Genomic DNA, 14,147 nt, shown 5'->3' on the forward strand with positions numbered 1-14,147 from the left:
TATGAAGAGGCATGCAGTATTACTCGCGATTCTGATCGGTGCCTTTTCGCTGGTACTGACCAACAGTGCATTTAACCTGCTGCTGCCTTATTTTGTGAAATATTATCAGATCTCTACGACAGCAGGCGGGTGGATTATCGCGCTGTACATGCTGGCTATGACGTTAACGATGCCGCTGGCTTCCCTGATTGTGGACCGACTGGGGCGTAAGCAGACTTATATGTTGGGGATCAGTATCTATGGACTGTTCTCGGTAGCAGGTGCGTTGTTTTATCACTCCATCGAAGTACTCTTGCTTGTACGTTTTATGCATGGCGTTGCCGCGGGGCTGATGATTCCGTTATCACTTGTGTTGCTGTTTGATGTCTACGGACCGGAGGTAAGGGGACGAATTACAGGAGCGTGGGGCTTGCTTCTTATGTTGGCTCCGGCTGCCGGTCCAACGCTGGGTGGTTTCATCATTCAGTATGGGCGGCTTGAAATGTTGTTCTGGCTCAATGTGCCACTGGCTATATTCTCGTTGATCGGGTGCGGTCGAGTCATTCAGACTTATATCCCTGCTCGTAGGAAAAAATGGCATCCAACCAGTGTCATGCTGCTGATCTGCGCTGTAGGTGCCCTTAGTCTGGGAGTACAGTTGTACGCAAGTCCTGTCGTGGAAGTATGGGTACCTTGGCTGCTGATTGCTCTCGGTGTGGTGCTGCTCATTCGTTTTGTTCAGACCGAGAACAGTCGCAAGGAACCATTGATCCGGTACCAGTTGCTGCGGCGTAATGCCATCTTTCCGCTGACTGTATTGATCTCGACGATTCAGGATTGTGTCATGTTTGGCGTGATCTTTGCATTGCCGTTATTGTTCCAGGACGTCTTCCACCTGTCGCCGGCCTTGTCCGGTGCGTTGTTCATTCCCTTGTCAATCTGTACAAGTCTGTTTATGTGGATTGGCGGCAGCTTGCTGGATCGCGGTCGGTCCATACATTTTATCGCATGGGGGACGTTGCTGGTGTCGATATCGATCTTGTCGTTTGCGGTTCTGCCCCTGGGAGCATCGGTCTGGATCATAGGGATGCTCATGGCATGCCGGGGAATTGGCGTTGGCCTGTCAGGTATGAGCATCTCTGCGATTGGTCTGCAAGCATTAGCAGACGAAGACATGCACGAAGGGTCGGTGTTATCAACCACGATTGAGCGTCTGGCTTCTTCGTTTGCGGTGATGGGCTTGACCCTGTATTACGATATGCGTTGGCAATGGCTTGCCGGGGCAGGAACGTCCATGGAGATGGCAAAATGGGGAGCACTCAAAGAGATCTGTATCGGACTTGGCTGCGCCATACTGCTTACACTTCCCCTGGTCTTACTTATAACCCGAAAGAAGGTTGGCATCATTGTTCGAGATGGAAAACAAGCTCCGGTCTGAGGCTGAGCAGCAGGCCCATGAACATTCGTGCAAACTGCTGTTGAACTGTTACATCCGTGAGCTTGCGCTAGAGAAGGAAAGCGATATTCGGATCAATCCGAACACGCTGTCGTACACTGTTACTTTTCAAGCTAGTAGGGTGAAGGTGACAGGACGCTTGTCTTATTACTCTGCCATGGGGGAGCATGAATACATCAGCATGGAATCTGGCGGGGAAACCGTGCATTATCGCGACCTGGTTCGCTGGATCACATCTGAGCTAAGCGGGAATGGGGAACAGGGAGCGAGTTCGGTTCAACATGGAATGATGAAAAGTGTGATGGAAATGAAGCGTTCACTTGAGGTGGATAGTGCACATCCAAAGGGCGAGAATACGAATCGTGTAGATGCGACGTATGCCAAAGATTTTGCACAAAAGGTAGATAACAGTGTCGGTAACCTTACGTTGTATATCGAACAAGCGGCCGGTCTCGACATCCATGACTATCGCACATCTGAACAGTCACTGTTGTATGGTCATCCGTTCCATCCGTTTCCGAAGAACTCCAAAGGCTTCAGCGAGGATGATGTGCAGAAGTACAGTCCGGAGTTACGGACATCATTTCAACTCTGTTATATCGCCGTGAGGCAGGATGTCTACGTGCAGGAATGGGTCGATGACGAGGCGGCAATGGATTTGCAGGACCTCCTGTGGAGCCATGTGGAGCCTATTTTAAAAGAAAAGAGTGAAATGTATGGGCTGCTGCCTGTCCATCCATGGCAATACGCATACATATCACGATTGTCCGAGGTACAGCACTATATTCGAGATGAAAAATTAATCCTACTCGGTAGTGCGGGGCCTATCGTCTATCCAACTTCTTCGGTCCGTACGGTCTATGTTCCCGGATGGAACTGCAATATCAAGCTGTCACTGAATATGCAGATCACCAACATGATTCGCACTAACAGTGCTGAGCAGATGCGCAGAACACTGGATGCCTCCAAGTACGTCAGGCAGCATGACTGCTTCGGTGCTGAACCGAACACGCATATTGCGTATGAGACAGGCGTAGCGACTTGTGCTTTTGAAGATGAAGAGTTAACCAGTCTGTTTACGATAGCTTATCGGCCCATTGAGTTTGATGTTGAGAATACGTATGTCTTATCCAGTCTGGTTGAAGCACCGCTTCCCGGGATGCGGTCGAGACTGATGGCGATGCTGGGTGGTGGACGTGACATTGCCGAGCGTTGGCTGGAACGTTATCTGAAATGTTCGCTGCTGCCGATTGTACGGGCTGCGGGAGAGAAAGGTATTCATTTTGAAGCTCATTTGCAGAATACCCTTGTGACCTTAAAGGATGGGTTGCCTGTTGATTTTATCGTCCGCGATCTGGAAGGGGTCAGTGTGGATGAGGAACTTATAAGTGAGCAGGATCGTGCTGCGTCGGATTTATTATTTTATTCGCGAGAGAAAGCCTGGGCGCGGACATCGTACTATTTTATCGTCAATCATCTGGGGTCTTTGATTCATGCCATGGCGCGAGATGTGAACGTCCCGGAGGAGCATTTCTGGAAGCAGGTACGTGGGGTACTTGTGGAGGAACTGGAACGAACGGGCAATGCATATGTGCAACATCTGCTGATGACGGATGCATTTCTGGCCAAACAAAACTTGGTGAGTTGTGTAAGAGGGATTAGCCAGACCCCGGATTACGTGCCGGTGAGCAATGTAATGAAACGAATAGGGAGTGAAGTGCATGGGAGTCGTGGGATACAGGGCTGAAGCAGGCGGCAGGACAGAAGCAGTCTACGTGGGTGTACAGGAACGGATCATGCGGCAGACACTGGAGGCAATGTGGTTCGAAGGCATTCTGGACAGTCATGTAAGTGGGAGCGAATGGCGAACCGAGGGACTTACATCTTCCGGTCATTCTGTGGCGTACACATGTGAAGCGGAGCGAAAGTTTTCATTTGGCCGGGTGAAAGTGAAGAAGGGTTCGATCCAAAGAGAAGGCGTACCGTGCACCGATCTGGATCTGTTTTTGGAGGAAATTGTGCTGAACGCTTTGAAGTGTGCAAATGTGACGGCTTTTATCCAGGAACTACTCGAAACGATGGCAAAGGACAGCCAGTGCCGGGCAATATTACCCTTGAACATTCCGAATGAAGATCGGCATTATGATGCGCTCGAAAGTCACATGACCGACGGTCATCTGTACCACCCGAGCTATAAGTCGAGGCTGGGATTTTCTTTGAAAGACAATCTGGCTTATGGCCCTGAATTTAACTCAAAGGTTGCATTAGTCTGGGTTGCTGTGAAAAAAGAATTTGCTCAGACCGCTGTATCCGCAGGGTATAGCTCTGAAAAACTGGTAGGGCAACATCTGACCGCAGAGGATATGCAGCGATTTCAACAGATTCTGCAACAACAAGGTCGAACGGACATGGGTGAGAACCTTAACGCATATGTGGCGAGTGCAGATCAGCTTGGGAGCAGTGCCGAGGTTGGTGAGAGCGTTGGAGAGACAATCCAAGCGAAGCTTCATGGGGGAGTTCGTGAAAAAGGCGAAACAGTCCGTAGCTCGGGTAGGGAAGACAGCAAGGTTGGCATAGGAATAGGTTCTGGCACTGATGATTCATATGTGTTCATTCCGGTTCATCCGTGGCAGTGGGAGCACCAGTTGGAATCGGTATATGCCCGTCAACTGATGGATGGAGACATCGTGTATCTTGGTCCATCGTCTTCGCCCTATCGTGCGCAGCAGTCGATCCGTTCGCTGTCGAATCGGGTGAATCCGGAAGCCCCTTACATCAAGCTGGCCCTTAGCATCACCAACACGTCGAGCACACGTATTCTGGCACAGCATACGACCCAGAACGCACCGCTGATCAGCGATTGGCTGGATGAACTTGTTCGTGAAGATGAGCTGTTGCAGCAGGCGCAGTTTGGCATTTTAAAAGAAATCATGGGATTGTCGTTCCGTTATGAGCAGTTGCCTGCAACCCAGTATGGACGTGCCTACGGTACACTCGGTGCCATCTGGCGGGAGAATGTATCGGTTCATCTTAAGGAAGGCGAGACCGCATGGCCTCTGAATGCATTGATGTTGGTGCAGCCGGATGGTGTTCCATTTATCCAAGATGCTGTAGAGCGACATGGTGTGGAAAAGTGGAGTGAGGCCCTTGTTCGCACAGTTACATTGCCGATTATCCATCTGCTCTATGCACACGGGATTGCGCTGGAATCTCATGCCCAGAATATCATTTTGGTACTGGAAGATGATCTGCCCAAACGAATCATTATCAAGGATCTGCATGATGGTGTCCGCTACGTACCGGATCAACTGATGTATCCGGAACGGGCACCGAAGCTGAACCCCGAGCCTGAAACCCATCGCAAGTTCAATCGGTATTCCTTCATCTATGCGGGAGATGTGTCGGAAGTTCGTGACTATACGTATGACGCATTCTTTTTTATCTGTATGACGGATATTGCGCTGGCTTTGGAGAAGTTTGGTCTGTCGGAGGAAGCGCTCTGGCAGCTGTGCGCAGGTGTAATTGTGGATTATCAGAAGCAGCACCCGGAGTACACGGAACGGTTCGTTGCATTTGACCTTTTTGCCGAAGATGCACTGATCGAAGAGATGACCAAGCGCCGTCTGTATGGGGATGGAGAGTTATATTTCCGCAAAGCGAGCAATCCGCTCAAGATATCAAAGGATGTACTTGAATCAAATGGAACACCCGAATTAAAGGGAATCGTCGAATGAGGATTAACACGCTGAAGGAAAAAATTGCACGCAAACAGCCCGTATACGGCCTTTTTGTATCCATACCACACCCGGTGATCGTCGAGATGATCGGACATGCGGAATATGATTTTGTCATTATTGATCTGGAACATGCCGCAACATCGATGGAATCGGTGGAAGAGTTGATCAGGGCGGCGGAACTGGTCGGCCTAACCCCGTTGGTTCGAATTTCGAAGGTAGAGCGAGCGGAGATTCTTAAAGTGCTGGACTGTGGCGCTCAAGGCATCGTCATTCCGCATGTCGAGCAACTGGAGCAGGTGGAGGAAGCGGTTCGTCACGCCTACTATCATCCGGTTGGTATGCGGAGCTTGAATAGTGGTCGTCCCGGTGTATTCGGAAAATATCCGCTCACGGGATATATCGAGGAAGCTAATGAACAAGTGATGGTTGTACCCATGATCGAAAGTGCGGAGGGCGTGCGGCAAAGTGCACAGATTCTGTCTCACGCTCAGGTGAGCTTTGTATTGGAAGGCGCGGCGGATCTGTCGCAATCCCTCGGTGTGCCATGGCAGACGGAGCACCCGGATGTGAGACGTGCGCTGGATGAATTACATGCTACCGCCCAACAGTGCGAAGTACCTTATGCAACGGTCACCAGAGGTGTGGATGATATGTCGCTCTGGGCTGAGCGGGGAGTACATATATACGTGCTTGGTGATGATCGGAATACGGCGTTTCGAGCATTTGCCCAAAAACGGAATGACTACAAGAATGCGGGTGGGCAGATATGAAAGCTAGTGTATGGCATGCGATAGATGAACTGCAACGAGGGATGGAAGATCCGGTATGTGCGTATGTATACGATCTGGCTGGCATTCAGCAACAGGTACGTCAGATGTTAGGCTGTATGCCCGGAAACACAGGATTGTTCTACGCCATCAAGGCGAATCCAGATCTGCGCATCATTGAGGCGTTGCTTCCATTGGTGAAGGGATTTGAAGTGGCTTCGATTGGAGAGCTACTCAAGGTTAGAGCGGTAAGTCGCGAGGTTCCGATTCTGTTTGGAGGTCCGGGTAAAAAGGAGAGCGAACTGAGGCTAGCCATCGAGAATGGCGTGAGTTACATTCATGTGGAAAGTTTGCTGGAGCTGCGGCGCATTATTGCGATTGCGAAAGAGAGAGCGATGGAGCAGGAGCAGGTGCAGGGGAGCAGGCAGAAGCAAGAGTGGGAACTGAAGCCGGAGCAGAGATATACGCAAGCATACGGCGAGGAACTGATGCAAGAGCAGAAGCAAAAACAGGATCAAGGACAGAAGCAGGAACATGAGCCGAAACATAAACAACAACAGGGTCTAGCGCAGGAGGTTCGCATTCTTCTTCGAATCAATCTGCGGAGCAGTACGTTACCTCGGACGAAGATTGTCATGGGCGGTGGGCCGAGTCCTTTTGGAATCGATGAAGAGGTGGTGGAAGAAGCCATTGAACTCATTCGTGTGGAAGGCGCGGGTGTGGTTCGGTTAAGCGGGTTCCATTTTCACTCCTTGTCCAACAATATGGATGCAAGGCTGCACGCCGAGATGATCGAGTTGTATTTGCAAAAGGTGGAACAGTGGCAGCAACAGTATGATCTTCCTGTGGAAGTGGTGAATGCAGGAGGTGGGTTCGGTGTTACGTATGATGGCAGCCCCGGATTTGACTGGCCATTATTCACTTCCCTGTTGGAGCAAAGTGAAGCCAGACAGCGCCTTGTTTCACGCGGAGGCCAGCTGTATTTTGAATCGGGTCGACTGCTGGTGGCAGACCACGGGTATTACGCAGCAGAGGTTACGGATATCAAAACTTCTCATGATCAGTATTTTGCCGTGTTAAGGGGAGGTACGCACCACAATCGTCTGCCTGCTTCATGGGGGCATAACCACCCGTTTCAGATTATGGCAACGGATCGTTGGAAACACTCGTTTGCCCGGCCAGAGGTAAGAGATCGTCGAGTCCATATCGTAGGTGAGCTATGCACACCCAAGGATCGCATGCATTCTGATGCGGAGGTAGCACTGCTGCGCGTGGGAGATATTGTTTTGTTTGAAAAGTCAGGGGCTTATTGCTGGACCATCTCGCATCATGATTTTCTGGGGCATCCGCACCCGGCATTCCATTATCTAACGGAGGACAATAATCATGTCAACAATGATGAAGCGTTCCAGTCTGCAAGCCGCTGAACGCCGGATTATGGCGGATCTGATGAATTCTTTCTTGGCGGAGCAATTGCTTCCAATGAAGGATCACCCATTCATTGATTTTGCCGAAGCACCTGCACCGTTCCGTCGATTGTACAAGGGATATGACAGCGAAGAGCATAATCAGAATGTAGCTTCTCGCTATAGATTGCACACTCAAGGCGTGCTGTGTCTGGTTGAAACAGGAGTAAGACAGGGGACTCAGTGGGTTCAGGGTTCACCGATCTACGAGGAGAAAACTGATGGAAGCTGGGTTCTCCTTGATACTCCGACAGAAGTTGGACGTGCGGTGTTACAGAGGGCTTTGTCGGATAAGGCCTATGCGCAGCCTGGGGTGGCGGAATTCCTGGTTAGTCTGGACATTGCTGTGGAGCAGTATGCTTTGGGCTGGGAACAAGTCCAGTATCTGTCCGCTAATGTCCCGGCTTCTGCGTATGAATGGTTTATCAAAGGTGAGCGCGTTGCGGCATTGCGGGATCGTCCATTTCACCCATCGTCCAAAGCCAAGGTGGGATTCAACGCAGAAGATGTAACTCGGTATGCAGCAGAATTCGGGAAGGCGATTTCGCTGCGCTGGGTGGCTATACGGCTGGATGCCGTGCAGCAAGGGTGTGAAGATGGATTGTCCATTTTGGATGTGTTAGACGATGTTCAGCGCGGAGTGATGGAAGCCGAGTTTGCCCGAAAAGGGATTACGTTGTACGAATATCTGCCGATGCCTGTTCATCCATGGCAATTGCAGCATGTGATTCTGCCTCGCTTCACGGGAGAGATCGAAGAGGGTAGCATTATCGTATTGGACATAGAAGTGGGCGACGTACAGGCCACATCCTCTCTGCGCTCGATGGCTCCGTCAACTGAATCCACCCTAATGCTCAAGCTACCGGTTAGTGTGCTGTCGTTGGGGGCTGCTCGTTATCTTCCGGTGGTCAAACTTCTGAATGGTCTTGCTGGTGAACGGATGCTACGACAGGCCGTTGCTTGTGACGAGACGTTGAAGGACAAGGTGTATATGTGCGAAGAGCAGAACTGGTGGGGCTTCATGCCGGAATCCATGGGACTGTTCGATGATCATCCCCGCCATCTGGCTGCACAGATTCGTGTGTATCCCACTGAATTGCTTAATGAAGCCTACAGAGTCATTCCAATGGCCGCACTCGGTGTGAATCTGGAAGGGCATCATCTATTAAAGGACATTCTGGGGGATCATCTGAGCAGCACGAATGTTCTCGACTTTTATGCCGGCATAGCTACGACGTTTTATGACATCGTGATGCGTCTGTTCAAGGTGGGCGTTGTACCCGAGATTCATGGTCAGAACTGCTGTCTGGTGTTGAAGGATAATGAGGTAAAAGGTCTATTGTTCCGCGATCATGATTCGGTGCGTTTGCATCAGCCTTATCTGGACAAACATGGCATTGCAGACCCTGCCTACCAGATTCGACCTGGCTACTCGAACAGCCTGTATAACGAGACGATCCAGAAGCTGATCTTTTATGTGCAGTCTTTGGGGACGCAGGTGAATCTGGCTGCGATCATGGATGCACTTAGCGAGGTGTATCACATTCCCGAAACGAAGTTATGGGAGATCACGGAGCAGGCTTGGAAGGAAGCGCTGCAACATGTGCAGCTTCCCGAATCCGACCGGGCCGCGCTCGCTCATGCGATATTCGAGAGCAGGGAGTGGCCCGTGAAGTTAGTTGTCCGTCCGCTGCTTGAAGCAGACGGAGTGCCTGGCGCGATGCCATCGGGCAAAGGCATAGGGTGGAACCCTTTTTACAAGGGATAGAGATTTAGGTGAGTTTAAAGGTGCATAAGACATATTCAAAGAAGAGGTGACTTGAGATAATTCAAGTCACCTTTTAGATTTGGTTAACAATAATCATGCAGTTCGAAGTGTAATAAATTACTGAACTATATACAGTCTTCATGCAGGGAATGTCATTTCCATGCCGAAACTTCTAATTAAGTTAGAAATAAGCAAGTTATGGAGGAACTTATGAGTAAAAATAATTGGTTCATTAGAGCCGGTGAGAGTGCCTACCTCTTTGAAGAGTTTAAAGAAACACAAGTGATAGCTATTGGTTGGAATGAAGTAGGTTCATTGACACAAGTAAGACATACCGACGATGTAAAGAAAAGACTTCGTAACGAGTATCCTGATTATAAGGATGGTAAAGTAAATATTACAGCAGGTCAGTTATTCAGATTTGCTAATGATATGAAAGTAGGAGATCTGGTAGTTACATATGACCCTCAAACACGCGAGTATCTAATTGGAGAAATCATTTCCGATTATCAGTACGGTGAAGGTATGATCTCAGACAAAAAACATTATAGAAAGGTGACGTGGACGGGACAAGTAGATCGGGATGTTTTAACTGCAAATACACGCAGTACCTTAGGATCGAAGATTACACTTTTTGCATTACAGCCTGAAACAGTGAAGGAACTTACTCACTTTTTGAAATCCAAAAGATCTGAACCCCTTGATCTACATCCAGAAGAAACAGAAAAAGAGCAGGCGGAACTAGACGCGATTAAAGAGGATGTAATTGAGAGAGCACATGAATTTATAAAGGACAAATTCAATCATTTAGATTGGGAAGAAATGCAGAGTCTGGTAGCTGGTGTCTTAAGAGGCATGGGATACAAAACAAGAATATCTGTAAAAGGACCTGATCGCGGAAGAGATATTATTGCATCACCAGATGGTTTGGGGCTGCAACAGCCTAGAATTATGGTGGAAGTTAAACATAGGAAAAACGCGATGGGATCCAATGAGATTCGAAGTTTTATCGGAGGGTTAAGACCCGGTGATCAAGGAGTTTATGTTTCAACTGGGGGATTCACCAGAGAGGCTAAGTATGAAGCAGAACGTTCTAACATTCCAGTTTCTTTGGTAGATGCAGATCTTCTGGTAGAGCTGATTAATCAGCATTATGATGCATTTGATTCAGAGGCTAAATCATTAATGCCCCTAAAGAAGATATATTGGCCTTTATAGAACAGAGAAGGTGACCCGGTTGACGGGTTGCCTTTTTGGCTTGTTGTCATCGAAAGTTACAATGCTTGGAGGGAATAAAACGTTCATCATTATGGCTAAAAATCTTATGAAAAGGAGTTACAGGAAAGAGACTGATGGTATAATCGGGTTATGTGTTATAGTCATACTTGTGTATTACCGAAAAGGTTTTCGGAGAAAGCGACATTTACTGTTGTAATCGCAATCATAATTTACTTCAAGAAAGTGAGAAACTAACATGAATCAGAAGAGACTATTTAATGATGGATGGCAATTTGCGAAAAGCAAGCTGGACGTTACGGAACCTGAGGGTCTGGTGTATGAACCTGTGGAGCTTCCCCATGATTGGCTGATATATAATACGCTTGAACTGTATGAGGACAGCATTGGATGGTACCGCAAGACGTTCCATTACACGAAGGATGAGCAGCAACTTTTGCTTTGTTTTGATGGCGTATACATGGACTCTTCGGTGTATGTGAACGGGCAGCTGGTTGGGGAGTGGAAGTATGGATATTCTGCTTTTGAACATGAGATCACGAATGCACTGGTGGAAGGCGACAATGAGATTGTGGTCAAAGTGGTGCATCAGAGCCCGAACAGCAGATGGTATTCCGGGGCCGGAATCTATCGCCATGTGTGGCTGAAAAAAAGAGACCGCAACCATATTGTTACGGATGGGATCTATGTATCCATCAAGCAACAGACGGATGGCTGGCAGGTGGAAGTGGATACGGAGCTGAACCTGGAACAGAATCAGCAAGCAGAACTGATGCATACGATCCGGTATGAAGGTCAGGTGGTGGCATCCAGCCAAGCGAATGTTACGGCTTCGGTGGATGAGAATGCGGCCGCATCGACAGATAGCCAACAGATCATAGTGGAGAATCCAAACCTGTGGAGCCCAGATGCACCGCATCTGTATGAACTGGTGACAGAGTTGCGATTGATCTCGGATGATCAGGAACATAGGACAGTTGAATCGGTATCACAGGGTATTGGATTCCGGGATATCAAGCTGGATGCCAATGAAGGGTTCCACCTGAACGGGGTCAAGATGAAGCTGAACGGTGTGTGTGAACACCATGATCTCGGGGCGCTGGGGGCTGCGTTTAACCTGACGGCACTGCGCAGAAGATTCGTTTTGCTCAAAGAAATGGGCGTTAACGCTATCCGCACCGCGCATAATATGCCTGCCAAAGAGTTCATGGAACTCGCGGATGAGATGGGTATGCTGGTTGTGTCTGAAGCCTTTGATATGTGGGAACGTGCCAAAACGCCATACGATTATGCGAGATTTTTCCCGGAGTGGGTGCATACGGATGTGAAGAGTTGGGTGAAGCGTGACCGTAACCATGCCAGTCTGATCATGTGGAGTATCGGGAACGAAATTTACGATACCCATGCGGATGAGCGTGGACAGGAAGTAACTCGCATGTTAATGGACTATGTGCTGGAATTTGATCCAAAAGGTAATGCTGGCGTGACGATTGGTTCGAACTATATGCCTTGGGAAAATGCACAAAAATGCGCAGATATCGTGAAACTGGCAGGTTACAACTACGCGGAAAAATATTACGACAAACATCATGAAGAACATCCGGACTGGATCATCTATGGTAGTGAGACGTCTTCTGTGGTGCAGAGTCGGGGCATTTATCACTTCCCGTTCGAACAGCCGATTCTGGCAGATGACGACGAGCAGTGCTCGGCTTTGGGTAACAGTACGACCAGCTGGGGCGCGAAGTCGGCAGAATACTGCATCTTGGCAGAACGGGATACACCGTATTCACTGGGACAGTTCCTGTGGACTGGATTCGATTATATTGGAGAACCGACACCGTATCATACGAAGAATTCGTATTTTGGACAGTTGGATACGGCAACGTTCCCGAAAGACTCTTATTATATCTACCAAGCGGCTTGGACGGATTATAAGAAAAGTCCGATGGTTCACCTGTTCCCTTACTGGGATTTCAGCCCGGGGCAAATCATTGATGTACGCGTGTGCAGCAACGCGCCGAAGATTGAGCTGCAACTTAATGGTAAAACCATTGGTACGTACGATATTGATCATGCCAATGGAACACAGTTGTCGGGCTGGTGGAAAGTGCCTTATGAAGAGGGCGAGCTGAAAGCGATCGCTTACGATGAGAACGGTCAAATCATTGCAACCGATGCACAAAGATCCTATACGGATGCGAAGAAAATTCGTCTTCAAGCGGATCGGGAGCAGTTACAAGCGAATGGCACAGACCTGATTTTTGTAGAAATTGATGTTGAAGATGAAACGGGTAATCCAGTTCACAATGCAAACAACCGCGTACAAGTTCAGGTGACGGGTGCAGGAAGATTGCTGGGTCTGGATAACGGGGACAGCACGGACTATGATCCATACAAAGGATTGAGCAGAAGACTGTTCAGCGGTAAACTGATGGCCATCATCGGAGCGACAAATGAAGCTGGAACGGTACGGATTGAAGTTTCTTCCGAAGGGTTGGAAGGAGCAACGGCTGAATTTGAATCTCTAGTTGTGACGGCTGAACTTAATGACGTGAAACAAGTACAACCTGTCTTCATGAACAATGAAGAACGTCCGGTGCTTACGGGAAATGCTCAGGAGATTCCTTTGCGGAAAATCGAGATCATCAGTAGTGCAGGACAGTTGCTCGATCCGTCCAACCCGGAGCTGGTCGTAACCGCCAAGCTGTATCCGGAGAACACCTCCTACCGCGACATAGAGTGGGCTGTTGTGAACGATGCAGGAATTGAATCCAACATTGCCAAAGTGGAAGCTGTTCAAGCAGAAACGGGCGATAACGGTGAGCATCAACATGCGGTGAAGGTATCGGCTATAGGTGACGGGGAGTTCCGGCTTCGCGCAACCAGTACCAATGGTACGGATAAAACGAAACTCATCTCCCAGCTGGAGTTCAAGGCGGACGGTCTCGGCACAGCCTACAAAGATCCATACGGCTTCATCACGGGCGGACTGTACGATTACACCAAAGGTGAGGTAGGTAACGGTAATGAGCGCGGGGTAGCGACAAGTCGGGATGGAGAGACGCATGTAGGCTTCCGTAATATTGACTTCGGACCGTACGGCTCCGATACCATAACGATTCCTATTTTCACGCTATCCACTGAGGACTACTTCATTCAGATCTGGGAAGGTATGCCGGATGAAGAAGGAAGTACGATGATCGCAGATGTGGTTTATGACAAAGAGTCCATTTGGAATGTGTACCAGGAAGAGACGTACCAATTATCCAAACGTCTTAGCGGGATCACGTCGATCTGTTTTGTGCTGAAGCAGAAGATTCATATTAAAGGATTTTCCTTCGAACGTCAGAGTCGGGCCTTTGAACAGAATGCGGCTGCATCCTGTGATCATCTCTACGGAGATACGTTCAAAATTGAGGGCGACAGAGTAGAAGGTATCGGGAACAATGTATCGCTGGAGTTTGAAAACATGGACTTTACGGCAGAAGGCACATCCAAGCTCGTGATCTACGGTCATTCGCCGATTGATAAAAATACCATTCATATTCGTTTTGCAGGTGCGGACGGACAGAGCAACCAGTTGGTTGAGTTCACCCAGTCGGGTGGATATGAGGAGCGGGTGTTTGAGCTTGAACAGGTGAAAGGTGAGCAGAAAGTAAGCTTTATCTTCCTGCCAGGCAGTCAGTTTGACTTTGGCTGGTTCCGATTCGAGAAATAAATGTGATGGAAATATAA

General features: G+C 48.9%; 8 protein-coding genes. All 8 read left to right on the forward strand.

What is annotated here, in order from left to right:
• The first annotated feature begins 1 nt into the window (after position 1).
• The 8 genes from C170_RS03190 to C170_RS03225 all read left to right on the forward strand — a co-directional run bounded on the left by C170_RS03190 (position 2) and on the right by C170_RS03225 (position 14,130).
• Positions 2-1,417: an MFS transporter gene (locus C170_RS03190; RefSeq protein ID WP_036606212.1), complete on the forward strand. Its 1,416-nt coding sequence runs from the start codon at positions 2-4 to the stop codon at positions 1,415-1,417.
• On the forward strand, positions 1,395-3,182 hold the full coding sequence (locus C170_RS03195) for an IucA/IucC family protein (protein ID WP_235193880.1): 1,788 nt from the start codon (positions 1,395-1,397) through the stop codon (positions 3,180-3,182). The genes C170_RS03190 and C170_RS03195 overlap by 23 nt, the downstream gene beginning before the upstream one ends.
• Positions 3,157-5,169 carry an IucA/IucC family protein gene (locus C170_RS03200; RefSeq protein ID WP_036606214.1) on the forward strand — a complete coding sequence of 671 codons (2,013 nt, stop codon included), beginning with the start codon at positions 3,157-3,159 and terminating at the stop codon, positions 5,167-5,169. Before C170_RS03195 ends, C170_RS03200 begins: the two co-directional genes overlap by 26 nt.
• The gene (locus C170_RS03205) at positions 5,166-5,942 is read left to right on the forward strand and encodes an HpcH/HpaI aldolase family protein (RefSeq protein ID WP_036606215.1); all 777 of its coding nucleotides are present in this window, start codon (positions 5,166-5,168) and stop codon (positions 5,940-5,942) included. The genes C170_RS03200 and C170_RS03205 overlap by 4 nt, the downstream gene beginning before the upstream one ends.
• Positions 5,939-7,366, forward strand: coding sequence for a type III PLP-dependent enzyme (locus C170_RS03210; protein ID WP_051446969.1), 1,428 nt, complete (start codon positions 5,939-5,941; stop codon positions 7,364-7,366). Before C170_RS03205 ends, C170_RS03210 begins: the two co-directional genes overlap by 4 nt.
• Positions 7,326-9,173, forward strand: a complete 1,848-nt coding sequence (locus tag C170_RS03215) for an IucA/IucC family protein (RefSeq protein ID WP_036606216.1) — start codon at positions 7,326-7,328, stop codon at positions 9,171-9,173. The genes C170_RS03210 and C170_RS03215 overlap by 41 nt, the downstream gene beginning before the upstream one ends.
• Positions 9,174-9,383: 210 nt before the next feature.
• Positions 9,384-10,391 (forward strand): restriction endonuclease, encoded by a 1,008-nt coding sequence (locus tag C170_RS03220; RefSeq protein ID WP_036606217.1) that lies wholly within the window; start codon positions 9,384-9,386, stop codon positions 10,389-10,391.
• A 256-nt stretch (positions 10,392-10,647) separates the two neighbouring features.
• Positions 10,648-14,130, forward strand: a complete 3,483-nt coding sequence (locus tag C170_RS03225) for a glycoside hydrolase family 2 TIM barrel-domain containing protein (protein ID WP_036606218.1) — start codon at positions 10,648-10,650, stop codon at positions 14,128-14,130.
• Positions 14,131-14,147: the final 17 nt, after the last annotated feature.

The sequence above is a fragment of the Paenibacillus sp. FSL H7-689 genome, from assembly GCF_000517905.1.
In the GTDB taxonomy this organism is placed as follows: Bacteria; Bacillota; Bacilli; order Paenibacillales; family Paenibacillaceae; genus Paenibacillus; species Paenibacillus amylolyticus.

Bases quoted from the DNA above. Each gene is read 5' to 3' on its own strand.
- C170_RS03210 (WP_051446969.1), top strand. From the start codon at position 5,939: ATGAAAGCTAGTGTATGGCATGCGATAGATGAACTGCAACGAGGGATG.
- C170_RS03195 (WP_235193880.1), top strand. From the start codon at position 1,395: ATGGAAAACAAGCTCCGGTCTGAGGCTGAGCAGCAGGCCCATGAACAT.
- C170_RS03205 (WP_036606215.1), top strand. From the start codon at position 5,166: ATGAGGATTAACACGCTGAAGGAAAAAATTGCACGCAAACAGCCCGTA.
- C170_RS03215 (WP_036606216.1), top strand. From the start codon at position 7,326: ATGTCAACAATGATGAAGCGTTCCAGTCTGCAAGCCGCTGAACGCCGG.
- C170_RS03225 (WP_036606218.1), top strand. From the start codon at position 10,648: ATGAATCAGAAGAGACTATTTAATGATGGATGGCAATTTGCGAAAAGC.
- C170_RS03220 (WP_036606217.1), top strand. From the start codon at position 9,384: ATGAGTAAAAATAATTGGTTCATTAGAGCCGGTGAGAGTGCCTACCTC.
- C170_RS03200 (WP_036606214.1), top strand. From the start codon at position 3,157: ATGGGAGTCGTGGGATACAGGGCTGAAGCAGGCGGCAGGACAGAAGCA.
- C170_RS03190 (WP_036606212.1), top strand. From the start codon at position 2: ATGAAGAGGCATGCAGTATTACTCGCGATTCTGATCGGTGCCTTTTCG.